The sequence below is a fragment of the Pseudomonas sp. SJZ103 genome (assembly GCF_007828335.1).
Lineage (GTDB): Bacteria > Pseudomonadota > Gammaproteobacteria > Pseudomonadales > Pseudomonadaceae > Aquipseudomonas.
This window is the reverse complement of sequence record NZ_VIUN01000013.1, coordinates 31,854-53,266: the sequence shown is the minus strand read 5'-3', so window position 1 is coordinate 53,266 and position 21,413 is coordinate 31,854. Positions and strand designations below refer to the sequence as shown.

Here is a 21,413-nt window from a genome sequence, read left to right as displayed (position 1 = left end):
TGGGAGGGGGCTTGCTCCCGATAGCGGTGGATCAGTCGACATTTCAATGACTGACTCACCGCAATCGGGAGCAAGCCCCCTCCCACATTTGTATGGTGTTGGCCTTGAAACCGTACTCAGCCAATGCTGATCGGCGGCAGCTCGGTCAAGGTCACGACCTGCTGCTTGCGTGGTGCAAGAATTTCCGCCTCGCCATCCACTACCAGCTCATCGCGCTGGTTGAACACACGAGTGGCGATGCGTACGCGAAACTTCGGCAGCTTCTCGAGGATTTCCAGGCGCACGGTCAGGGTATCGCCGATTTTTACCGGCTTCTGGAAGCTCATCTGCTGGCCGATATAGATAGTGCCCGGCCCGGGCAGCTCACAGGCAACGGCCGCGCTGATCAGGGCGCCGCTGAACATACCGTGGGCGATACGCTCCTTGAACATGGTCGCCTTGGCGTATTCGGCATCCAGGTGCACCGGGTTGTGGTCGCCGGACATGGCGGCAAACAGCTGGATATCACGTTCTTCGACGGTCTTGCTGTAGCTGGCGGTCTGGCCGACTTCAAGGGCTTCGTACGGGGTGTTGGTTACCTGGGTCATCTAAAGGTGCATCCTGTGGCTAATCGGTAATTTAACTATCTGATTTTAAACAAAATTTATTCGCAGCGGGCCGGCCTGTGCAAGGTCATGACCTGGTCGAGCCACGCCAGTACGTCTGCCGTGACTTCATCGCGGTTGGTTTCGTTCAACACTTCATGACGCGCCTGCGGGTAGATATTCAGTTGCAGGTTCTGGCAGCCGGCTTCGCGCAGGGCATCGGCCAGGCTTTTGAGACGCTTGCCCTCACTCACCGGATCACATTCGCCGCCCATCACCAGGATGGGCAGGCCCGGATCGATCTGCACGAGATTGGACGCTTTGCTGATTTGCTGCAAGCCACCGAGCAGGTCGATCCACAACTGGTTGGTGCAGCGGAAACCGCAGAGTGGGTCATTGATGTACTTGTCGACTTCAACCGGGTCGCGACTGAGCCAATCGAACGCCGTGCGATTGGGTTTGAACGCCTTGTTGAATGAGCCGAATGACAGGAACTCGATCAGCGCACTGCGCCCACGCACACCCTGGCGCAGACGTTCGGCGCGTGCGATCAGCCGTGCGGCGCGGTAGAGCGCCACGGGCTGGAAATTCGAACCACTGAGAATCGCCCCGTTGAGGCTGGCGCTGTGGTGCAGCAGGTAGGCCTGGGCGATGTAGCTGCCCATGCTGTGGCCCAGCAAAATGATCGGCAGCCCCGGTTGTTGCTGGCCGATGTGCTGGTTGAGGCTGGCCAGGTCGCCCACCACTTTGTTCCAGCCATCTTTCTCGGCGTAGAGCCCCAAGGTGCCCTCGTCGGCGGTGCGGCCATGGCCGCGCTGGTCCGGCGCATACAGGCCGAAGCCTGCGCCACACAAGGCTTCGGCCAGGCGCGCGTACCGACCACTGTGTTCGGCCATGCCGTGGGACAGCATGAGCAGCGCCTTGGGCGCAGCATCGGGCAGCCATTGATTGACGTACAGGCGGCTGTGGTCATTCGCGGTCAGCCAGAAGGTGCTGTGATTCATGGCGGTTCCTTTTCTCAAGGTCTGCACAGGGACGTTGCAGTGTATAGCTCATCCCGCGGGAAGCGTCTGATCAGCGCAGGCCCCTGTAGGAAGATTCACGCAATAAATGACGCTCCTTCCTGTATTTGCCTGTTTGGCCATAGCTGCTAACGTCCCCAAAGCTCCGCTTTTTATAAGCAGTACAAAAGCGGCCGGACACATTCAGGTAAGAGGACAAGAATAATGCAACCTGATTTCTGGAATGACAAACGCGCGGCGGGCGTTCCTAACGACATCGACCTCTCGGCCTACAAGTCGGTGATCGAAGTCTTCGAGCGCTCGTGCAAGGCCTTTGCCGACCGTCCGGCATTCAGCAACATGGGCATCACCCTGACCTACGCCGAGCTTGAGCGCCAGAGTGCGGCGTTCGCCGGCTACCTGCAGCAGCATACCGACCTCAAGCCCGGCGAGCGCATCGCCGTGCAGATGCCAAACGTGCTGCATTACCCGATTGCCGTGTTCGGCGCACTGCGTGCCGGCTTGATCGTGGTCAACACCAACCCGCTGTACACCCCGCGCGAGATGCGCCACCAGTTCAAGGACGCCGGCGTGCGTGCCCTGGTCTACCTCAACCTGTTTGGTTCGCGGGTGCAGGAGGTATGCACCGACACCGAGATCGACTACCTGATCGAAGCCAAGATGGGCGATTTCCTGCCCGCCGCCAAGGGCTGGCTGGTCAACACCGTGGTCGACAAGGTCAAGAAGATGGTCCCGGCCTACCAGTTGCCGCGTGCGGTGTCGTTCAAGCGCGCCTTGCGCATGGGCGCGGGCCTCGGCGTGACGCGCCACCCGGTGAACCTGGACGATATCGCCGTGCTGCAATACACCGGCGGCACCACCGGCCTGGCCAAGGGCGCGATGCTCACCCATGGCAACCTGGTGGCGAACATGCAACAGGTGCGCGCCTGCATGTCCCAGACCGGCGATGACGGCCACCCACTGATCAAGGAAGGGCAGGAAGTGATGATCGCGCCGCTGCCGCTGTACCACATCTATGCCTTCACCGCGAACTGCATGTGCATGATGGTCTCGGGTAATCACAACGTGCTGATCACCAATCCGCGGGACATCGGTGGGTTTATCAAAGAGCTGAAAAAGTGGCGCTTTACCGGGTTGCTGGGGCTCAACACGCTGTTTGTGGCGCTGATGGACCACCCGGACTTCAAGAACCTGGATTTCTCCCACCTCAAGCTCACCAACTCCGGTGGCACGGCACTGATCAAGGCCACGGCCGAACGCTGGGAGCAAATCACCGGCTGCTCGATCGGCGAGGGCTACGGCCTCACGGAAACCTCGCCGGTCGCCAGCACCAACCCCTACGGCAACAAATCACGGCTGGGTACCGTGGGTATCCCGGTGCCCGCCACGGCGATGAAGGTGATTGATGACGAAGGCACCGAGCTGCCCCTGGGCGAGCGCGGCGAGTTGTGCATCAAGGGCCCGCAGGTGATGAAGGGCTACTGGCAGCAACCGGCCGCCACCGCTGAGGCTCTGGACGCCGAAGGTTGGCTGAAGACCGGTGACATCGCGGTGATCGACGACGATGGGTTTGTGCGCATTGTCGACCGCAAGAAGGATTTGATCATCGTCTCGGGCTTCAACGTGTACCCCAATGAGATCGAAGACGTGGTAATGGCCCACCCGGCCGTGGCCAACTGCGCGGTGATCGGCGTGCCGGACGAGCGCACGGGGGAGGCGGTGAAGCTGTTTGTGGTGGCGCGTGCGGAAGGGGTGAGCCTTGAGGAGTTGAAGGCGTACTGCAAGACCAACTTCACCGGGTACAAGGTGCCCAAGCACATTGTGTTGCGCGACTCGTTGCCGATGACGCCGGTAGGGAAGATCCTGCGCAGGGAGCTACGCGACATCGCCTGATGTGAAATGCGGTAAAAAATGTGGGAGGGGGGGCGACGATTCGATTTGCCCCCGATAGCGGAGAATCAGTCACCCGATATATAGACTGAGCCACCGTTATCGGGGGCAAGTCCCTCCCACATTTATCGTGTGCCGTCCTGAAGGCCTATTCCAGAGCCTTTCATCAAAGGATTTCACTTCCGTTTAAAGTGTGACCAAATATTGTAGGGCAGTCATGATTATGACTGTAGGGCCCTCCTTTGGCTCTAGGCGGCCCTTGGCAAAGCTGCTACTCTCGGCGCGCTTTGTGACGTCTAGGCCTGCTTGAAAGCGCCAGATTCACCAAAAAAAAACATACACCAATAATAATCGCATCAAATGCGATGATGAATTCGCGTCGCTGAGGAGTGGGCTTCCATGCACGAAGACTTTTGGAAGGATAAGTACCCCGCCGGGATTGCTGCAGAAATCAATCCAGACGAGTATCCGAATATTCAGGCGGTATTGAAGCAGTCCTGCCAGCGCTTCGCCAACAAACCGGCCTTCAGCAACCTGGGCAAGACGATCACCTATGGTGAATTGTACGAACTGTCCGGCGCCTTCGCCGCGTACCTGCAACAGCATACCGACTTGAAGCCCGGCGATCGAATTGCCGTGCAGTTGCCCAACGTCCTGCAATACCCGGTCGCCGTGTTCGGTGCCATCCGTGCCGGCCTGATCGTGGTCAACACCAACCCGCTGTACACCGCGCGGGAAATGGAACACCAATTCAATGATTCCGGCGCCAAGGCGCTGGTTTGCCTGGCCAACATGGCCCACCTGGCGGAAAAGGTCGTACCCAAGACCGCCGTCAAGCATGTGATCGTCACCGAAGTCGCCGACCTGTTGCCGCCGCTCAAGCGCCTGCTGATCAACAGCGTCATCAAGTACGTGAAGAAAATGGTTCCGGCCTATCACTTGCCCAAGGCGATCAAGTTCAACGACGTACTCGCCAAGGGCCAGGGGCAAGCGGTCAACGAAGTCTGCCCGGCCAGCAGCGATGTGGCTGTATTGCAATACACCGGTGGCACCACCGGTGTGGCCAAGGGCGCGATGCTCACCCACCGCAACCTGGTCGCCAACATGTTGCAATGCAAGGCGCTGATGGGCTCCAACCTCCATGAAGGTTGCGAGATCCTGATCACGCCGCTGCCGCTGTACCACATCTATGCGTTCACCTTTCATTGCATGGCGATGATGCTGATCGGCAACCACAACATCCTTATCAGCAACCCGCGCGACCTGCCGGCGATGGTCAAGGAACTGTCGAAGTGGAAGTTCAGCGGCTTTGTCGGCCTGAATACCCTGTTCGTGGCGCTGTGCAACAACGAAGCCTTCCGCAAGCTGGACTTCTCCGCGCTGAAGGTCACCCTGTCGGGCGGCATGGCCCTGCAACTGGCGGCGGCCGAGCGTTGGAAAGCCGTGACCGGTTGCGGCATCTGCGAAGGCTACGGCATGACCGAAACCAGCCCGGTGGCCACGGTGAACCCGATCCAGCATATCCAGATCGGTACCATCGGCATTCCGGTGCCGTCCACCCTGTGCAAGGTCATCACCGACGACGGTGTCGAACTGGCCCTGGGTGAAGTCGGAGAACTGTGCGTCAAGGGCCCGCAGGTGATGAAGGGCTACTGGCAGCGCGAAGACGCCACTGCCGAGATGCTCGACAGCGACGGCTGGCTGAAGACCGGCGACATCGCGATCATCCAGCCGGATGGCTATATGCGTATTGTCGACCGCAAGAAGGACATGATCCTGGTCTCCGGTTTCAACGTGTACCCCAACGAGCTGGAAGACGTGCTGGCGGGCTTGCCGGGCGTGCTGCAGTGCGCGGCCATCGGTGTGCCGGATGAAAAATCCGGGGAGCACATCAAGCTCTTTATCGTGGTCAAGCCGGGCGCCACCCTCACCAAGGAACAGGTGATGGAGCATATGCGCGCCAATGTCACCGGCTACAAGGTGCCAAAGGCCGTGGAATTCCGCGACGCGTTGCCGACCACCAACGTGGGCAAGATCCTGCGCCGTGAGTTGCGCGATGAAGAGTTGAAGAAACTCGGTCTTAAAAAGTAACGCAGTCCAAAGGTGGGAGGGGCGGTGCGACGATCCGACTTGCCCCCTCCCACCTTTAAATCCGGTGCTTACACGGCGAACTGCGCGAAGCTGATTCCCGCACCCGCCGGCCGCACATCCTTCAAGAACGAATCCTTGTCCGCACTCAGCTCCAGGGTAATTTCCGGCTTGCGCTTGCCCGCATTGCGCACCACCAGCCCTTCGAGCTTTTCACGCAGGAACGCTGTCGGCACCTTCAGGTGCAGCAGTTGGTCGGTCTCGGCGTTGTGCATCAACAGGTGAATCCACTCGTACTGGCCGACGGCAATACGACCCACCGGCAGATCGAACCACCAGATGTTGCGTTTGCGGTCCAGGTCGGTGAAGTGGCAGTTGTTGACGCCGAGTACGGCACCACCCAGTTCCTGGTTTCTGCGGGCGATGGCCTGTGCTTTATTGAGTTTCATAACCTTCCTACGGGATCTGTTATTCAGCGTTAGAGCCTGAATCTGCCGGGCATTCTCGTGGGTTGGCTGCAAAACATAAAGCCAAACCTGCGGCTGGTGATGAAATGCGCACTGAAAAATAATTGAAACTCTGCCGAACGGCCTCGGGTCAACCTCTACGTAATGACCAAAATCCTTGATTGTTCCCAGGAGAGATACCATGAGTAGCACATCGGATAAGGCAAAAGGCTTGGCGAATGAAGCCGTCGGCAATATCAAGCAGGGCGTCGGCAAAGCCACTGACAACGACAAGCTGCGCGCTGAAGGCGTCATTCAAGAAAAGAAAGGCGAAGTTCAAAAAGCGGTTGGCGACACCAAGGACGCGGTCAAGAAAGCGACCAAATAGTCCTGACCCGGCTGACGGCAATTGCCCAGTCTTGCGGCCATCCACGGATGGCCGTTTTTATGTCATGTGTTGCAACTAAAGTTTCGAAATTGTTTCAAAGTCGCCAGATGGGCTACTTTGATGTAAAAAACGGCCCCTGAGTCGCCCACGAACTCACCCTCTTTGCGGCGAAAGGAGACGCTATGATCTTTCCGGTTCTCGATGGTCTCAAGCTGCACAAGGTGCTGGTGCGTACCGTCAAGGAATTCGTCGATGACGAGATGTCCACCTATGCCTCGGCACTGGCCTACCAGATGCTGTTCTCGTTGTTTCCCTTCTTGCTGTTCCTTATCGCCCTGATCGGTTTCCTGCACCTGCCGGACTTTTTCACCTGGCTGCGCCTGCAGTCGGAGCTGGTGTTGCCGCCCCAGGCCCTGGAGCAGGTCAACCCGGTGATCGACCAGTTGCAGCAATCCAAGGGCGGCTTGCTCTCGGTGGGTATCGTGATTGCCCTGTGGACCGCCTCCGCTGGCGTGCGCCTGATGATGAGCGCCATGAACGCTGCGTACGACGTGGTGGAAGGCCGGCCGATCTGGAAGCGTTTTCCGTTGTCGATTTTCTACACCGTGGGCATCGCCGGCATGCTGCTGGCCGCCGCCGCGCTGATGGTGCTCGGCCCACAGGTGATGGAATGGCTGGCTGGCCAGATTGGCATGCAGGAGTTCGTGGTCACCCTGTGGACCATCGTGCGATGGCCGCTGATTGTGATCCTGCTGATGTTCGCCGTGGCCCTCATGTATTACGTGATGCCGGACGTTGAGCAGAAGTTTCGCTTTATCACCCCCGGTTCCGTGCTGGCGGTGGTGGTGTGGATCGTCGCCTCTCTTGGTTTTGGCTACTACGTCAAAACCTTTGCCGACTACAACGCCATGTATGGCAGCATCGGTGCGATCATCGTGCTGCTTCTGTACTTCTATATTTCCGCCGCCGTGCTGCTGCTGGGGGCGGAGATGAACGCCGTGATCGAGCATATGTCGGTCGAAGGCAAGGAACCCGGCGCGAAGGATTTCGACGAGCCCCCGCAGGAAAAACAACACGTCTCCGGCCTCGGCCGCGACCACTCCAAACCCACTACCGACGAAGTCTGATCGATGATCCGTGAAATCCTGAAAATGGGCGATGAGCGCCTGCTGCGTATCGCCCCGCCGGTACCGCCGGAAATGTTCGACAGCCCCGAGCTGTGGCAATTGATCGACGACATGTTCCAGACCATGGAGCACGTGGGCGGCGTCGGCCTGGCCGCCCCGCAGATTGGCGTCGACCTGCAACTGGTGATCTTTGGGTTCGAAGCCAGCGAGCGCTACCCGGATGCGCCGCCGGTGCCGCAGACCATCCTGATCAACCCATTGATCACGCCGCTCAGTCCGGTGTTGGAAGAAGGCTATGAAGGCTGCCTGTCGGTGCCCGGACTGCGTGGCGCGGTGGACCGTTACCAGCAGATTCGCTACGAGGGTTTTGATCCGAAGGGTGAGCCGATCGTACGTTTTGCCGATGGCTTCCACGCGCGGGTGGTGCAGCATGAATGCGATCACCTGATCGGCCGGCTGTACCCCTCGCGGATTACCGACTTCAGCAAGTTCGGCTTTATTGAAGTGATGTTTCCCGATCTGGACCCAACCGCTGACGAGTAATCGCCGACCCGTTGAGATCAAAATGTGGGAGGGGGCAAGTCGAATCGTCGCACCGCCCCTCCCACATTTGATTTGCATTTGAGGCCAGGTTATTTGGCCGGTTTGACGAACCGCAACGTCATCCGGTCCGACTCGCCAATCGCCACATATTTCGCCTTGTCCTGCTCCCCCAACTTCAACGTCGGCGGCAACGTCCACACGCCAGCGGGATAATCCTTGGTGTCCTTCGGGTTGGCGTTGACCTCACTCTGGCCAGCCAGCTTGAACCCCGCATCGGTGGCCAGTTTCACCACCTGGTCGGTGGTCAGGTAACCGCTGTCCTTGACGATCTAAGCCCATCGCGATCATCGGTTTGTTGCGCTTGTAGCGCACCAGCCGCTCGCTAAGCGATTGCGGCAATAGCGTGTCCTGGGTGAAACCCATGCGCTGATACAAACCCTCCAGGTCCGGATGGCACAACAACCACAGGGTGCCTTGCACCTCGGCCGCCGCCGCAGCTATCAATCGCCCCGCCAACCCTTGGCCGCGATACACCGGGTCGACAAACACGCCGGTCAACCACTGTCCGCCGACCACGGGCGTCACGCATAAGCCGGCGACAATCCCGCTGTCGCGCGCTACCCACAAACGCCCGCCCTTGAGCGCCTTCATCGGTGAGTGATGGCTGCGATAAAACTTGTTCAGCAGCGGCCACAGCGGCTCAGCCAGGGGTTCGATGTGCAGTTCGGGCATGGTGTTTGGCCGACATAATCAAGGGCCGGGGATTATAAGCGCCTTCTGTGCGGCAATAGGTGGTATACCCAGTGTTACATCCCCTGTAAGTGGAGCATGCATCATGGCCAAAGGTATGGATTCAAAGAAAGCCGCGAAGAAGAAACCGGCAAAAACCGCCGATGAAAAACGCGCGGACAAGAAAGCCAAGAAAACCGAGACAGGCCTGTTCGGTCACTGAGTTACACGCTTAGAACCAAACGATCTGCAAGATTTTCCCGCGTCACGGCACAGGGCAGGAAATACCTGCTCTGAGTTGCCGATGCCCAACAATTCACGGCGTCGGCGGTTCCTGCACTCCGTTGCATTTCAGCTTATGGGTTTTCGGCGGCCAACGCGGCGATGACCGCTGGCCGCTCGCCTACCCGCTGCATAAACGCCACCAGCGCCGGCCACTGTTGCAGATCAATGTGGTGAAACGCCGCCCAGCGCAGCACCACAAACAAGTACGCATCCGCCACCGAATACTGCCCGCCCAACAGATAATCCTGGCTCTGCAGGGTCTGCACCAGAACTGCCAAACGCTTGTACAACGTGGCCAGGAACATCGCCCGCACGTCACCCTGGATCGCACCGTTGAAGAACACCGCCAGGCCTCCATGAATTTCCGTGGCAATAAAATTCAGCCATTCCTGCAAGCGCACGCGCGCCCAGCTGTCATTGGCCGGGGCCAGGCCCGCTGCGGGTTTCAGGTCGGCCAGGTATTGCAGGATCGCGCTGGCTTCGGTCAGCACCTGGCCGTTATCCAGTTGCAGCGCAGCGACGTAGCCCTTGGGGTTGATCTGAAGGTAGTCCTGGCCATCGGCGGTGGTTTTGGCCTGGTTGTCGACCCGTACCAACTCGAACGGCAACGCCAATTCGCGCAGCACGATATGCGGCGCGAGGGAACAGGCGTTCGGCGAAAAATACAGCTTCATCGTGGGCAACTCCGTAGGATTTGCGTCAGTCTCACGGGCATGGCACCGTGCGTAAAATTAAACCTTCAGACCCCTGCCATAAGGACAGCGACTGCCATGATGAACCTGATGCACTGGCGCCTGCTGGTGGCTGTGGCCGATCAGGGCAGCATTACCGCTGCCGCCGAATGCGTGGGCATGACCCAATCCGCCGCCAGCCAGGCCATGGCCAGCATGGAGGCAACCCTGGGCGCGCAACTGTTCACCCGCGAACCACGCAAGACGTTGCCCACTGCCCTGGGGTTGAGTGTGATCGAGCAGGCACGGGTGATGCTGGGTGCGTTGCAGACCATTCGCAGCACTGTGGATGAAGCGCGCCCGATGCTGCGTGGAAGTCTTCGTATCGCCAGTTTCCCCAAGGTGCTGGCAACGTTTCTGACACCGCTGTTGCAACGTTTCCGTCAGTTGTACCCCGGCATCGAGGTCACCACCCTGGATGTCACCGACAACGAAGTACTCACCCTGCTCGATGCCGACCTGATCGACCTGGGCGTGGTGCTCAACCCCCGGCCCGAGCGCAACGCCACGGTGTTGGGGCGGGACTTGTGGCTGGCGGTGCTGCCCGCGAACCATACGTTGGCGCAACGCTCGGTTGATGCCACGGTGTCGCTTGAGGAATTGCTCGCACAACCCTTCGTCCTCGCCACCGGTGGTTGCACTGCCAATGCCCGTAGCCTGGGAGCCGCGGCGGGGCTGAGCCTGAGCGATATCCGCGTGGAAGTGCGCGAATGGAACAGCGCGTTTAGCCTGGTGCGTGAGGGCGTCGGCGTCACGCTGGTACCGGAAATGGCCCTGCCGGTTCAACGTAATGGTCTGCGCGTAATGCCGTTGACGGTGCCGCTGCACCGCGAGTTTGCCTTGGTCGGTTCACCCACCCGTCCCCCTTCGGCCGCCAGCAGTGCCTTGTTGAAAATGCTGGCTGATTAGTGGCATTGCCTCACGGCAAGCTGTGTCTATGCTCACGCTGGCGTGGGTTTGCGGTAGTGGCCGATGAAGTGTGCAGCCTCGCTGCACGTACCAGCCAGGCGACGGTGGAAAATGTGGAGGTGTGCGCAAGTAAAACCACGGCATGTGGTGGATGCGATCGGGCATTTCAATTCGACATTGCAACTGCGGTAAACAGATTTCCACTTTGATAACCCGATCAATGTGGGAGCGAGCCAGCTCTTATCAAACTTGAAATAACTGACTGATTTTAAAGGGTTAAAATTTCACCCTAAAGTCTTGAGTCTTGCATAAGCAATTTCAGTCGACGGCATTCTTGTGGCGAGCGGGCTTGTCGAATCGTCGCACCGCCCGCGTTGGGCTGCACAGCAGCCCCAAAACCAGGCGCAGAAGAGTGCCTGATACACCGCATTCGTCTTCATCAGGGGCTGCTTCGCACCCCAACGCGGGACAAGCCCGCTCGCCACAGAGGTTCCAGTTTGCTGCGCGACAGCGCTACGTTGAAGAGGTAGTGGGGCCTTCCACATTTGATCAGCGGTGCCTGTTAGATCGCCGCCAGGGTTTCTTTCACTGTCTGCGCCTGCGGCTCAGTGGTCTTCGCCGCTACCTGCTGCTCTTGCTGTTGCTTCAAACGCTCAGCCACTTGCTTGGAAATGGCGTCCTGCTTTTCCTGCGACATGTTCTGCACATCCGCCTCGGTCAACCCCTGCTCCTTGAGCAATTGCTCACGGATTCGCTCGGCCGGGGTTTTGCTCATGTAATCGGTGAAGTCTGCACGGGCGGAGCTGGTGGCGGGTACATCCGTCGTCGCCGTGGTAGCCGCAGTGCTGGCCTGCAACTGCACGCGGGTCTTGGCGAAAGCTTCGTCGATGCGATCGCTCGCCTTGTCCAGATCCTTCTGCGCGGCCGGCAGGGTCACGCTTTGCTGCGCCGCTTGCAGGGCACCGCTGTACAGCGTGCTGGCGGCGGCGTTGGCAGGGTCCATGTCGGGCCGCGTGATCTTTTGAATGGTCGACACGGCTTGGGTGTTGTTGTTAACCAGCATGATCGGTCACCTGGGAAATTGTTCGGTGCCATAGCGGGAGCAAATAACATGCCGGGTCCGATAACCCCGGTTTTACTGGATTTGGCCTGGCCGCCGCGGCAAACGTTGTCCCGCAGGCGGCCAACCGTTGCCGTCAATGGGCGATATTTTCCAAGGCCAGGTTGCGCGTACGCGGGCCGAACCAACTGATGGTGATCATCACGATCAGCATGCTGCTGGCAATAAACGCCAGCACACCGGGTGTGCCCAGGTGTTCGAGGATAAAACCGATCAACAGGCTGCTGAACACCGTCGACAAGCGGCTGAATGAATAGCAGAACCCCACCGCCCGCGCGCGGATATTGGTCGGGAACAGCTCGCTCTGGTAGGAGTGGTAACTGAAGCTCAGCCAGGCGTTGCAGAAGGTGATCATCACTCCGCAGATCACCAGCCCCACCGCCGTGGTCTGCAGGGCGAACAGGCTGCCGAAGATCACCGCGCCCATGGCCGAGCCGACAATCTGCCATTTGTTTTCAAAGCGGTTGGCCACCTTCACGAACAGCAACGGCCCCAGCGGGTAGGCGAGGGTGATGATAAAGGCGTACAGCAAGCTGTGGGTCACGCTGACGCCTTGCCCCGAGAGCAACGCCGGCAGCCAGTTGCCGAAACCAAAAAAGCCGATGGCCTGGAACACATGGAACACAATCAGCATCAACGCGCGGCGGCGGTATGGCGGTTGCCAGATGTCGGCAAAACGGCCGCTGCCTTGCACACTGACCGCTTCGGGGTCGGGTTCATCCAGCGGTTTGCCGTGGTCTTTCCGGCAGCGCGCCTCAAGGCTGTCCATGATCGTACCGGCTTCTTCGAAGCGGCCTTTCTGCGCCAGCCAGCGCGGTGACTCCGGCAGGCGCTTGCGCAGTTGCCAGATAAACAGCGCAAACACCGCACTGCTAAGCACCACCCAGCGCCAACCCGAGACCCCGAACGGGGCCTGGGGCACCAGCCACCACGACATCAACGCTACGGCCGGCACCGACAGGAACTGGATGAAAAACGCAAAGGCAAACGCTGAACTGCGCATGCGCTTGGGCACCAGTTCAGACAGATAGGCGTCGATGGTCACCAGCTCGATACCCAGGCCGATGCCCACCAGGAAACGCATGCAGATAATGCCCAGCGCGGACGTCTGAATGCCCATCAACACCGTGGCGACGGTGTACCAGATCAGCGCGAAGGTAAAAATCGCCCGGCGTCCGAAGCGGTCGGCGATGGGGCTGAGCAGGCTGGCGCCGAGGAACAGGCCGAGGAAGGTCGCCGAGGCGAATGCCGCCTGGTCCGAGAAGCCAAACACGCCCTCGCTGCCGGTGTGGAAAATCCCGTCACTGATCAGGCCGGGGCTGATGTAGGCGGTCTGGAACAAGTCATACAGCTCGAAAAAACCGCCGATCGACAGCAGCGCCACCAGGCGCCAGACCGTGGCGACAGCGGGCAGACGGTCGATACGCGCGCTGATATGGGCGGCGCGGATCGGGTCGATGCCGTCTAGAGCGGGGAGTGCAGGCATGGCGGGAAAAACTCAGTCAGTGATGGGGATATCGAAGGTCTGAAATGCATCGTCCAGCGGATGGTAACCCAACACCCGCGTGGTTTCGCTCAGGTCCAGGCGCTTGAAGCGGTTATTGGAAATGCCGTGGGCGATCAGGTGTTTCACGCCTTCGGCCTCCACTGAACGCTGCAGCAGGTGCACCGCATCCCGCGGGCTGAGCCAGGCACTGAGGTCACGGGCGTTGTTCAGGGCGTGGGTTTCCACGAATTCGAAGGCGCCGATGCGCAGGGCAATCGTCGACAGCGGGGTTTTTGCCGCGTAGTAGCCACACAGCGCTTCGCCGTAGCATTTGCTCACGCCATACAGGTTGGCGGGCATCACCGGCATGCCTGGGGTGATCTGCCGGTCTACCGGATAGCCTTCGATGGTTTGTGCACTGCTGGCGAATACCAGGCGTTGCACACCCGCAGCCACGGCGGCTTCGAACAGGTAGGTGGTGGCGAGGATATTGTTCGGCAGCAGTTCGTCGAACGAGGCGCTGGCGTGGGGGATGCCCGACAGGTGCACGATCACGTCGATACCTTCGAGCAGGCTGGCCAGGGCGGCTTTGTCGCTGAGGTCGGCATGTACGAAGCGGTGTTCGCCCAAATCGAAATCCGGCGCGATGCGGTCTGTGAGGGTGAAACGGTAGCGGTCTTTCGAGGCGTCGAAAAACGTCTTGCCGATTCTGCCGCAGGCGCCGGTGAGCAGTACGGTGAGTCCTTTCACGTGCATGTCCTTAGTTGTGACCGTCGAGGGCGAAGAGCTGGAAGCCCTGGTGCTGGCCGAGGCGCTGGTAGTAGGCGGCAATGGCGGGGTAGGCCGGGCGCTCCATCGGCGTCATCTGCCAGCGGTGCACCGAGAGGCCGATGAGGATGTCGGCGAGGGTGAATTCATCGCCGGCAACAAAGGCGCCGGTCCTCGCCAACTGTTGCTCGAGGATGCCCATCTTGTCGTTCCAGAGTTGCACGGCGGCAGCAATCTGTGCCGCGTCCAGGCCGTCCGGGTTATTGCGTACCAGGGCGGTGAAGGCATCGCCCCAGGCACGATTGAGTTCGACGGCCTGCCAGTCGATCCACTGCTCGACCCGGGCCCGTGGTGCGGGCTCGACGGGCAGCAGGTCGTGGCGTTGGTAAAGCCCCACGAGGTAGCGGCAGATGGTATTGGATTCCCACAGCACGCCGTGGTCGTCGATCAGCACCGGTATCTGCGCGTTGGGGTTCAGGGCGAGGAATTCGGCGGACTGGGTGGGCTGGAAGCCGATGCCCCAGTCTTCGCGCACATAGTCGATGCCCAGTTCCTGACAGGTCCAGAGCACTTTGCGTACGTTGATGGAGGACGTGCGACCCAGGATTTTCAGTGAGTGTGCCATGGTGCTTTCCTTGCGGTGGAGAACAGCCAATCTAGCAGGAGGGAGAAGCTACGGCGATGCCACCGAGCGGGCAGGCTCGAAATGTGGGCCTACGTGCTTTCCCGCACCTGCAACTCAAACCCCATATCCACCACCGGCTTGGCGATCCTGTTGCCCGCCATGATCGTCAACAAATGCTCCGCCGCCCGCCGCCCAATCGCTTCCCGGGGCGTGCTGATGCTGCTCAGGCGCGGCACCATGAACGACGACGCCGGCAAGTCGTTGAAGCCCAGCACCGCCACGCGTTCTGGCACTTTGATGCCGTGGCGCATGGCTTCGAGCAGCGCGCCCTGGGCCAGGTCGTCGTTGCCGAAGAAGATCGCATCCACATCCGGATGGGCCGCCAGCAGTTGCAGGAACAGTTCGCCGCCCAGGCCCACCGAGGAGGGGCGTGGTGTCAGCAGTTCCAGCGCCGGGTCGTACAGGCCGGCCTGTTGCAGTGCCCGGCGGAAGCCTTCGCCACGCAGCAGGGTGCGTTGGTCCAGTTGCGCGCCGATATACGCCAGGCGCTTGCGCCCCCGGGAGATCAAATGCGCGGCGGCCGTTTCACCCGCCGCCAACTGCGAGAAGCCCACGCAGTTCACGCCGGCGTTGGGGTCGAGGTCCATCATGTACACACACGGCACATTGCTGGCCTCGACCATCCGTCGGGCGCTTTCGGTGCGATCGAAGCCGGTCAGCAGCAACCCGCGGGGCTGGTAGGCCATGTAGTTGCGCAGCAGGTTTTCTTCTTCGTCGCGCGAATAGTGGGAGTTGCCGATCAGCACTTCAAAGCCCTTAGGCCGCAGTACCTGGTGAATGGCTTCAAGGGTTTCGATAAACAGCAGGTTGGACAACGACGGCACCAATACCACCACCGAATGGCTCTGGGCCGACGCCAGGGCGCGGGCGGCGGGGTTGACCACGTAGTTGAGTTCGGCAGCGGCGTGCTGGACTTTTTCCACCAGTTCGATGGCGACGGTGCTGATGCCGCGCAGCGCGCGGGAGGCGGTAATCGGGCTGACGCCGGCCAGGCGCGCGACTTCATTGAGGGTAGGGCGACCGGTGGTGCGGGTATTTTTATCGTTCTTAGAGGTCATCAGGCGGCTTGCCAAACAAAAATCGAGGCACTAAGGTAGCGCTGTCTCCAAAAGGCTGCAAATTATTGAACTTTGGGTTGCCTGATCCGGTTCAAATGATTGGAGCGGATGCACGCGTCACTCCATAAAAATGACAAGACGGCGCGGGAAAAGCCTGTTTTTGCACTCGCCTTACAGCGTGCAAAGGTAGCGCTATCTGCGTCTTGAGGTGTTCCATGAGTCAACCTGTTACCGCCCTGGTCATCATGGGTGTTGCCGGCTGTGGCAAGACCAGTGTCAGCGAGGCCCTGTGCCAGTTGAACGGCGCCACCGCCATTGAAGGCGACAGCTTTCACCCTGCCGCGAACATCGAAAAGATGAGCGCCGGCCACCCCCTCAACGACGACGACCGCGCCGGCTGGCTCGACATCCTGTGCGATGAACTGCGCCGTTCGCTCAAAGCCGGTGAACACCCGGTACTCACCTGCTCCGCGCTGAAAAAGAAATACCGCGACCACCTGCGCGAAGCCGCGCCGGGTCTGGGCTTTGTATTCCTGGAGCTGACCCGCGAAGTCGCCGCCGACCGCGTGTCCCATCGCCCCGGCCATTTCATGCCGGCAAGCCTCATCGACAGCCAGTTCGCCACCCTTGAATCGCCCAAGGGCGAGCCGCTGACCCTGGCCCTCAATGCCAGCGAAGACAGCGTCGAGGAACTGGCCGAGCAGACCAACGCCTGGTGGCTGAAGCACGGTTTTGAACCATCCAACTGATTTTTTGCCGGAAGAGATAGCGCTATCCCCGGCAGGAAATTCAACACCCGCTTTAATAACAACAACAAACAGGAGAGACCCCCCATGTTTGGCATGTCCCACGAGTCGTACCTGCTGTTAGATGCAGTCGTCACCATCATCGGGCTGATCGTCTTGATCACCCGGTTCAAGGTTCACCCGTTCATTGCGCTGATCATCGCGGCAGGCTTCCTCGGCCTGACCTCGGGCATGCCGGTGGACAAGATCATCAAGGCGTTCCAGGACGGCTTCGGCGGGGTGCTCGGCTTTGTCGGCATCATCCTCGCGCTGGGCACCATGCTCGGCAAGATGATGGCCGAATCCGGCGGCGCCGATCAGATCGCCCAGACCCTGATCCGCGCCTTCGGCAAGGACAAGGTCCAGTGGGCCATGATGTTCGCCGCGTTCCTGGTGGGCATTCCGCTGTTCTTCGAGATCGGCTTTGTGCTGCTGATCCCGCTGGTGTTTATCGTTGCGCGCCGCACCGGCGTGTCGCTGATCAAGATCGGCATCCCGCTGCTCGCCGGCCTTTCGGCAGTCCACGGCCTGGTGCCGCCGCACCCGGGCCCGCTGCTGGCCATCGGCGTGTTTGGCGCCGACATCGGCAAGACCATCCTGTACGGCCTGATCGTCGCGCTGCCGACAGCCATCATCGCTGGCCCGATCTTCGGTACGTTTATCGCCAAGTACATCCCGGGCAACCCGTCCCAGGAACTGGTCGACCAACTGGCCCGCGAGCCTGAGAACAAAAACCTGCCGAGCTTCAGTATCACCCTGGTTACCGTGCTGTTGCCGGTGTTCCTGATGCTGCTCAAAACCTTCGCCGACATCGCCTTTGCCGAAGGCAACGTGGTGCGCAACTGGATGGACATGATCGGCCACCCGATCACCGCCTTGCTGCTGGCGTTGCTGCTGTCGCTGTACACCTTTGGCAGCCGCCAGGGCATCCACTCCAAGCAGATCCTCAAGCTGCTCGACGCCAGCCTTGCGCCGACCGCCGCGATCATCCTGATCATCGGTGCCGGTGGTGGCTTCAAGCAGATGCTGGTGACCAGCGGCGTGGGTGACGTGATCGGCCATATGGCGGTGAACGCGCAGATCAACCCGATCCTGCTGGCGTGGCTGGTGGCGGCGGTGATTCGTGTGGCGACCGGTTCGGCCACCGTGGCGACCATTACCGGCGCGGGCATCGTGGTGCCGGTGGTGGGGATGATTCCCGGGGTTAACCGTGAGCTGCTGGTGTTGGCGACGGGGGCGGGTTCGTTGATCCTGTCTCACGTCAACGATGCGGGGTTCTGGCTGGTGAAGCAGTACTTCAACATGACCGTGGCCGAGACCTTCAAGACCTGGACGGCGATGGAGACCATTCTGTCCATTGTGGCACTGATCTTTATCATGCTGCTGTCGTTGGTGGTCTAACCGACACACCACAAGGCAAGGGTGAAAACCCAATGCAAATGTGGGAGGGGGCAAGCCCCCTCACACATTTTGACCGCATTTGTTCAGGTTAGTCGGGTCAGGCTTTAGCGACCAGCCCATCCGCCCGGAACATCCCGCGGATCCCGCGCACCGCCTGGCGAATCCGGTCCTGGTTCTCGATCAGCGCAAAGCGCACATGATCATCCCCATACTCGCCAAAGCCAATCCCCGGCGACACACAGACCTTCGCTTCCAGCAGCAGCTTCTTGGCAAACTCCAGCGAACCCATGGCGGCATACGCTTCCGGGATCTTCGCCCAGACGTACATAGACGCCTTGGGATTCTCCACCATCCAGCCCAGCTCATGCAGGCCCTTGACCAGCACGTTGCGGCGCTGGCGGTACTGCTCGGCGATGTCTTTCACGCACTGCTGGTCGCCTTCCAACGCAGCAATCGCGGCGACTTGCAGCGGGGTGAAGGTGCCGTAGTCGTGGTAGCTCTTGATCCGTGCCAGGGCGTTGACCAGTTCCGGGTTGCCCACCATGAAACCGATGCGCCAGCCGGCCATGTTGTAGCTCTTGGACAGGGTGAAAAACTCCACCGCAATGTCCTTGGCGCCCGGCACTTGCATGATCGATGGAGCTTTCCAGCCGTCGTAGACGATGTCGGCGTAGGCCAGGTCATGCACCACCAGCACGTCGTACTGCTTGGCCAGGGCGATCACCCGTTCGAAAAAATCCAGCTCCACACACTGCGCGGTCGGGTTGGACGGGAAGCCGAGGATCATCATCTTCGGCTTGGGGATCGAGCCGCGGATCGCCCGTTCCAGCTCGGCGAAGAAGTCCACGCCAGGAATCAGTGGTACCGAACGCACCTGGGCGCCGGCAATCACGGCACCGTAGATATGAATCGGGTAGCTCGGGTTGGGCACCAGTACCGTGTCGCCCTGGTCCAGGGTCGCCAGCATCAAATGCGCCAGGCCTTCCTTGGAACCGATGGTCACGATGGCTTCGGTTTCGGGGTCGATGTCCACTTCGTAGCGGTCTTTGTACCAGCGCGAAATCGCCCGGCGCAGACGCGGAATGCCTTTGGAGGTGGAGTAGCCGTGGGTGTCTTCACGCTGGGCGACGGTAACCATTTTCTCCACGATATGGGGAGGTGTGGCGCCGTCGGGGTTACCCATGCTCAAGTCGATGATGTCTTCGCCGCGCCGACGCGCAGCCATCTTCAGCTCGGCAGTGATATTGAAAACATACGGGGGGAGTCGATCTATGCGCGCAAAGCGGCGCGGCGAACCTTGGTCGGCCATTGTTGCCTCGAGAGTACGTAAGCGCCCGGAACCGTCCGAGCGACGTCGGCCACTGCGGTGGCCTGCGGGGCAGACAATACGGTCGATGATGGCCAGTTGTCCAGATGCGTAGGAAAATTTTCTACATGGAGTACTGCAAGGATATGCCCCTATACTCGATACGGGTTTGTTCCCTCATAAGAAGGAGACTGTTCAGATGGATCAGCAGACAAAACAACCGTTAGAGCCACGCATGGAAGAGGGCAAGGCCTTGGTGATCGCCGGGGTGCAAGGGCGTTATTCGAAGGCGACCGTGGGGGATATCCCCAAGTTGTGGAGTGTGTTCGACGAAAGCGTAAAACACATCAAGAAACGCGTCGGCGGTGTGACCTACGGCGTTTGCCATAACCCCAGCCACGGTGAATTCGATTACATGGCCGGGGTGGAAGTACCGTCCAAAGGCGATGTGCCGAGCAACTTCGAGTTCGTCGAACTGCCTGCGCACCGCTACGCCGTGTTCCCGCACTATGGCCCGGTGCAGGCATTGGAGCAGACCTACGAGCGCATCATGTTCGAGTGGTTGCCGCACTCGGGCTACAAGGTGGCGGGGGCGGATTTCGAGCGCTATAGCGCGGATTTTGATGGGCGCAAGGGCACGGGCACGGTGGAGATCTGGTTGCCTGTGGAAGCCAAGTAACCGGCTGGTTGAACACGTCCCTCTGTGGCGAGCGGGCCCGCCCCGCGTTGGGCTGCGCAGCGGCCGCAAAACCTACCGCTGCGGTTCACCCGGAAGAATGCGGCGGCACTGAATAGGGCTGCTGCGCAGCCCATCGGGAGCACGCCCCTCGGCAGAGCCATGGTTAAGACGCATGGCGCGAACTTGGCTGTCGGGTTGCTGAGCGATAACTGAAATATTCATGTCACATATTCATTACTTTTTATCGGGTAAGTCATCTATACGTGACATTTAAAGCAGGCCAACACCGTTTCGACCCAACACCCACCTCAACCTCCGCTCATACCCAATCCGTCCTTTATACGCCTCCCCGCTGTCCACCCATCCAGCCCCCAGATACAACCCCATCGCCGCAACATTGTGCGTGTCCACCGACAACTCCAGCGCCTTGATCTGCGGCCACGCCTGCAATGCCGCAGCCGGCAGCGCCTGCAAGCACGCCTTGCCGAACCCACGCCCTTGCTGTCGCCGATCCACCTGCAACGCGTGCAGCGTCGCGCTGTGTTCATCGGCCCAATGGGGCAGGCAGGGCGGGCGTTTAAGCAGGAGGAAGGCCACCGGAATTTCGTCGGCCAGCAGGGCAAAGCCCTTGACGCCGGGGCTGGGCTTGGCCAGCAGCGAGTTGAGGGCGCAATACATGTCGCCGGAAAACGGCAACTGCTCAGGGTGAACTTCGATGGCGCTGACGTGCTGTTGTTGCACAGCATTCAGCGTCTCGTAAGCGACAAGGCGGGTTTGCATCGGCGTGTCCGAACAGCTGCAAAGAAGGGCGCAGTCTAGCGGTTTTGTGCTGGACGATATTATTTTTCAACGGGCTGTCGATTTGCCCGCAGGCCGTTCGACTAAGGGTGTCTTCCGTGATTTTCCAACCCGAAGGAGTATCGCCATGAGTACCGCAATCAACACCCTGATCGAAGAATGGAAGCACGCCGTGCTTTCGCGGAATATCGATAAGATTGTCAGCTATTACGCCGACGATATCGTCTCGTTCGACGCCGTGACCGCCCTGCAATTCAAAGGCAAGGCCGCCTACCGTGCGCACTGGGAAGCCTGCATGGAGCACTGCCCTGGCCCAGGTATTTTCGAGTTCCACGAACTGCGTATCGTCGAGTCCCGGGACAGCGCATTCGCCCACTGGCTGGCCCACTGCGGCGGCGCCGGGCCGGACGGTGAAGTGAAGGCCTGCTGGATGCGGGTGACGGCCGGTTATCAATGCTTCGACGGCGACTGGAAGGTGGTGCATGAGCATTGGTCTGCGCCGTTTGACATGGCAAGTGGCACGGCACTGTTCGACCTGAAACCTTGAGTGCCGCGAACTATAGTCAATAGTTGCGAAAACGGAGA

Annotated in this window: 22 protein-coding genes and 2 pseudogenes; 11 read left to right on the top strand and 13 right to left on the bottom strand. The window is 60.1% G+C overall.

Annotated elements, in window-relative coordinates; translation table 11 throughout:
- Positions 1 to 116: 116 nt before the first annotated feature.
- Together FBY10_RS23900 and FBY10_RS23895 are read right to left on the bottom strand one after the other, a co-directional pair.
- Complete coding sequence (locus tag FBY10_RS23900) at positions 117 to 587, bottom strand: MaoC family dehydratase (RefSeq protein ID WP_003175719.1); 471 nt, start codon at positions 585 to 587, stop codon at positions 117 to 119.
- A gap of 56 nt (positions 588 to 643) precedes the next feature.
- Positions 644 to 1,588 (bottom strand): alpha/beta hydrolase, encoded by a 945-nt coding sequence (locus FBY10_RS23895; protein ID WP_145337884.1) that lies wholly within the window; start codon positions 1,586 to 1,588, stop codon positions 644 to 646.
- Between the two features lie 222 nt (positions 1,589 to 1,810).
- Here FBY10_RS23895 and fadD2 point away from each other — a divergent pair, with 222 nt between their 5' ends.
- On the top strand, positions 1,811 to 3,499 hold the full coding sequence (gene fadD2, locus FBY10_RS23890) for a long-chain-fatty-acid--CoA ligase FadD2 (RefSeq protein WP_145337886.1): 1,689 nt from the start codon (positions 1,811 to 1,813) through the stop codon (positions 3,497 to 3,499).
- A 396-nt stretch (positions 3,500 to 3,895) separates the two neighbouring features.
- Positions 3,896 to 5,587 carry a long-chain-fatty-acid--CoA ligase FadD1 gene (fadD1, locus tag FBY10_RS23885; RefSeq protein ID WP_145337888.1) on the top strand — a complete coding sequence of 564 codons (1,692 nt, stop codon included), beginning with the start codon at positions 3,896 to 3,898 and terminating at the stop codon, positions 5,585 to 5,587.
- A 68-nt stretch (positions 5,588 to 5,655) separates the two neighbouring features.
- Here the strand turns inward: fadD1 and FBY10_RS23880 are convergent, their stop codons facing one another.
- The gene (locus FBY10_RS23880) at positions 5,656 to 6,033 is read right to left on the bottom strand and encodes a hypothetical protein (protein ID WP_131697848.1); all 378 of its coding nucleotides are present in this window, start codon (positions 6,031 to 6,033) and stop codon (positions 5,656 to 5,658) included.
- Positions 6,034 to 6,232: 199 nt separating this feature from the next.
- On the opposite strand from FBY10_RS23880, the gene FBY10_RS23875 reads away from it, so the two are divergent.
- From FBY10_RS23875 to def, 3 genes are all read left to right on the top strand, one after another.
- A complete protein-coding gene (locus tag FBY10_RS23875) occupies positions 6,233 to 6,418 on the top strand; it encodes a CsbD family protein (protein ID WP_131697847.1) in 186 nt (61 codons plus the stop codon).
- Between the two features lie 182 nt (positions 6,419 to 6,600).
- Entirely contained in the window at positions 6,601 to 7,545 is a 945-nt protein-coding gene (locus FBY10_RS23870) for a YihY/virulence factor BrkB family protein (RefSeq protein WP_145337889.1), read from the top strand.
- A 3-nt stretch (positions 7,546 to 7,548) separates the two neighbouring features.
- Positions 7,549 to 8,088 (top strand): peptide deformylase, encoded by a 540-nt coding sequence (gene def, locus FBY10_RS23865; RefSeq protein ID WP_145337891.1) that lies wholly within the window; start codon positions 7,549 to 7,551, stop codon positions 8,086 to 8,088.
- An 89-nt stretch (positions 8,089 to 8,177) separates the two neighbouring features.
- On the opposite strand, the pseudogene FBY10_RS23860 reads toward def, so the two are convergent.
- From FBY10_RS23860 to gstA, 3 genes and pseudogenes are all read right to left on the bottom strand, one after another.
- Positions 8,178 to 8,414, bottom strand: a pseudogene (locus FBY10_RS23860) (methyltransferase); the annotation flags it as partial.
- Positions 8,332 to 8,820 carry a GNAT family N-acetyltransferase gene (locus FBY10_RS23855; RefSeq protein ID WP_256663574.1) on the bottom strand — a complete coding sequence of 163 codons (489 nt, stop codon included), beginning with the start codon at positions 8,818 to 8,820 and terminating at the stop codon, positions 8,332 to 8,334. The pseudogene FBY10_RS23860 and the gene FBY10_RS23855, both read right to left, overlap by 83 nt.
- Positions 8,821 to 9,173: 353 nt before the next feature.
- Positions 9,174 to 9,776: a glutathione transferase GstA gene (gene gstA, locus FBY10_RS23850; protein ID WP_131697844.1), complete on the bottom strand. Its 603-nt coding sequence runs from the start codon at positions 9,774 to 9,776 to the stop codon at positions 9,174 to 9,176.
- Between the two features lie 96 nt (positions 9,777 to 9,872).
- Here gstA and FBY10_RS23845 point away from each other — a divergent pair, with 96 nt between their 5' ends.
- Both FBY10_RS23845 and FBY10_RS32290 read left to right on the top strand, forming a co-directional pair.
- The gene (locus tag FBY10_RS23845; protein WP_145337893.1) at positions 9,873 to 10,742 is read left to right on the top strand and encodes a LysR family transcriptional regulator; all 870 of its coding nucleotides are present in this window, start codon (positions 9,873 to 9,875) and stop codon (positions 10,740 to 10,742) included.
- A 41-nt stretch (positions 10,743 to 10,783) separates the two neighbouring features.
- Positions 10,784 to 10,852: pseudogene (locus tag FBY10_RS32290) on the top strand (hypothetical protein); the annotation flags it as partial.
- Between the two features lie 452 nt (positions 10,853 to 11,304).
- Here the strand turns inward: FBY10_RS32290 and FBY10_RS23835 are convergent.
- The 5 genes from FBY10_RS23835 to FBY10_RS23815 form a co-directional block, all read right to left on the bottom strand.
- A complete protein-coding gene (locus FBY10_RS23835) occupies positions 11,305 to 11,805 on the bottom strand; it encodes a hypothetical protein (RefSeq protein ID WP_131697842.1) in 501 nt (166 codons plus the stop codon).
- 133 nt (positions 11,806 to 11,938) lie between these two features.
- Complete coding sequence (locus tag FBY10_RS23830; RefSeq protein ID WP_145337895.1) at positions 11,939 to 13,348, bottom strand: MFS transporter; 1,410 nt, start codon at positions 13,346 to 13,348, stop codon at positions 11,939 to 11,941.
- A 12-nt stretch (positions 13,349 to 13,360) separates the two neighbouring features.
- Positions 13,361 to 14,098, bottom strand: coding sequence for an NAD(P)-dependent oxidoreductase (locus FBY10_RS23825; protein ID WP_145337898.1), 738 nt, complete (start codon positions 14,096 to 14,098; stop codon positions 13,361 to 13,363).
- 10 nt (positions 14,099 to 14,108) lie between these two features.
- Positions 14,109 to 14,741, bottom strand: a complete 633-nt coding sequence (locus FBY10_RS23820) for a glutathione S-transferase family protein (protein WP_131697839.1) — start codon at positions 14,739 to 14,741, stop codon at positions 14,109 to 14,111.
- Positions 14,742 to 14,830: 89 nt separating this feature from the next.
- A complete protein-coding gene (locus tag FBY10_RS23815; protein ID WP_176719700.1) occupies positions 14,831 to 15,862 on the bottom strand; it encodes a LacI family DNA-binding transcriptional regulator in 1,032 nt (343 codons plus the stop codon).
- Between the two features lie 212 nt (positions 15,863 to 16,074).
- Here FBY10_RS23815 and FBY10_RS23810 point away from each other — a divergent pair, with 212 nt between their 5' ends.
- A complete protein-coding gene (locus tag FBY10_RS23810) occupies positions 16,075 to 16,608 on the top strand; it encodes a gluconokinase (RefSeq protein WP_145337900.1) in 534 nt (177 codons plus the stop codon).
- Positions 16,609 to 16,692: 84 nt separating this feature from the next.
- Entirely contained in the window at positions 16,693 to 18,045 is a 1,353-nt protein-coding gene (locus FBY10_RS23805) for a GntP family permease (protein ID WP_131697836.1), read from the top strand.
- Between the two features lie 97 nt (positions 18,046 to 18,142).
- On the opposite strand, the gene alaC is transcribed toward FBY10_RS23805, so the two are convergent.
- Positions 18,143 to 19,354, bottom strand: a complete 1,212-nt coding sequence (alaC, locus tag FBY10_RS23800; protein WP_032891031.1) for an alanine transaminase — start codon at positions 19,352 to 19,354, stop codon at positions 18,143 to 18,145.
- 196 nt (positions 19,355 to 19,550) lie between these two features.
- Between alaC and FBY10_RS23795 the strand changes: the two genes are divergently transcribed.
- Positions 19,551 to 20,030 (top strand): GyrI-like domain-containing protein, encoded by a 480-nt coding sequence (locus FBY10_RS23795; protein WP_145337901.1) that lies wholly within the window; start codon positions 19,551 to 19,553, stop codon positions 20,028 to 20,030.
- 270 nt (positions 20,031 to 20,300) lie between these two features.
- On the opposite strand, the gene FBY10_RS23790 is transcribed toward FBY10_RS23795, so the two are convergent.
- The gene (locus FBY10_RS23790; RefSeq protein ID WP_145337903.1) at positions 20,301 to 20,810 is read right to left on the bottom strand and encodes a GNAT family N-acetyltransferase; all 510 of its coding nucleotides are present in this window, start codon (positions 20,808 to 20,810) and stop codon (positions 20,301 to 20,303) included.
- Between the two features lie 145 nt (positions 20,811 to 20,955).
- Here FBY10_RS23790 and FBY10_RS23785 point away from each other — a divergent pair, with 145 nt between their 5' ends.
- Positions 20,956 to 21,375 carry a nuclear transport factor 2 family protein gene (locus tag FBY10_RS23785; protein ID WP_145337905.1) on the top strand — a complete coding sequence of 140 codons (420 nt, stop codon included), beginning with the start codon at positions 20,956 to 20,958 and terminating at the stop codon, positions 21,373 to 21,375.
- The last annotated feature ends 38 nt before the right edge of the window (positions 21,376 to 21,413 follow it).

What these genes read in the sequence shown, in the direction of transcription:
- FBY10_RS23900 (WP_003175719.1), bottom strand. Translation starts at nt 587, where the DNA reads ATGACCCAGGTAACCAACACCCCGTACGAAGCCCTTGAAGTCGGCCAG.
- FBY10_RS23895 (WP_145337884.1), bottom strand. Translation starts at nt 1,588, where the DNA reads ATGAATCACAGCACCTTCTGGCTGACCGCGAATGACCACAGCCGCCTG.
- fadD2 (WP_145337886.1), top strand. Translation starts at nt 1,811, where the DNA reads ATGCAACCTGATTTCTGGAATGACAAACGCGCGGCGGGCGTTCCTAAC.
- fadD1 (WP_145337888.1), top strand. Translation starts at nt 3,896, where the DNA reads ATGCACGAAGACTTTTGGAAGGATAAGTACCCCGCCGGGATTGCTGCA.
- FBY10_RS23880 (WP_131697848.1), bottom strand. Translation starts at nt 6,033, where the DNA reads ATGAAACTCAATAAAGCACAGGCCATCGCCCGCAGAAACCAGGAACTG.
- FBY10_RS23875 (WP_131697847.1), top strand. Translation starts at nt 6,233, where the DNA reads ATGAGTAGCACATCGGATAAGGCAAAAGGCTTGGCGAATGAAGCCGTC.
- FBY10_RS23870 (WP_145337889.1), top strand. Translation starts at nt 6,601, where the DNA reads ATGATCTTTCCGGTTCTCGATGGTCTCAAGCTGCACAAGGTGCTGGTG.
- def (WP_145337891.1), top strand. Translation starts at nt 7,549, where the DNA reads ATGATCCGTGAAATCCTGAAAATGGGCGATGAGCGCCTGCTGCGTATC.
- FBY10_RS23855 (WP_256663574.1), bottom strand. Translation starts at nt 8,820, where the DNA reads ATGCCCGAACTGCACATCGAACCCCTGGCTGAGCCGCTGTGGCCGCTG.
- gstA (WP_131697844.1), bottom strand. Translation starts at nt 9,776, where the DNA reads ATGAAGCTGTATTTTTCGCCGAACGCCTGTTCCCTCGCGCCGCATATC.
- FBY10_RS23845 (WP_145337893.1), top strand. Translation starts at nt 9,873, where the DNA reads ATGATGAACCTGATGCACTGGCGCCTGCTGGTGGCTGTGGCCGATCAG.
- FBY10_RS23835 (WP_131697842.1), bottom strand. Translation starts at nt 11,805, where the DNA reads ATGCTGGTTAACAACAACACCCAAGCCGTGTCGACCATTCAAAAGATC.
- FBY10_RS23830 (WP_145337895.1), bottom strand. Translation starts at nt 13,348, where the DNA reads ATGCCTGCACTCCCCGCTCTAGACGGCATCGACCCGATCCGCGCCGCC.
- FBY10_RS23820 (WP_131697839.1), bottom strand. Translation starts at nt 14,741, where the DNA reads ATGGCACACTCACTGAAAATCCTGGGTCGCACGTCCTCCATCAACGTA.
- FBY10_RS23810 (WP_145337900.1), top strand. Translation starts at nt 16,075, where the DNA reads ATGAGTCAACCTGTTACCGCCCTGGTCATCATGGGTGTTGCCGGCTGT.
- FBY10_RS23805 (WP_131697836.1), top strand. Translation starts at nt 16,693, where the DNA reads ATGTTTGGCATGTCCCACGAGTCGTACCTGCTGTTAGATGCAGTCGTC.
- alaC (WP_032891031.1), bottom strand. Translation starts at nt 19,354, where the DNA reads ATGGCCGACCAAGGTTCGCCGCGCCGCTTTGCGCGCATAGATCGACTC.
- FBY10_RS23795 (WP_145337901.1), top strand. Translation starts at nt 19,551, where the DNA reads ATGGATCAGCAGACAAAACAACCGTTAGAGCCACGCATGGAAGAGGGC.
- FBY10_RS23790 (WP_145337903.1), bottom strand. Translation starts at nt 20,810, where the DNA reads ATGCAAACCCGCCTTGTCGCTTACGAGACGCTGAATGCTGTGCAACAA.
- FBY10_RS23785 (WP_145337905.1), top strand. Translation starts at nt 20,956, where the DNA reads ATGAGTACCGCAATCAACACCCTGATCGAAGAATGGAAGCACGCCGTG.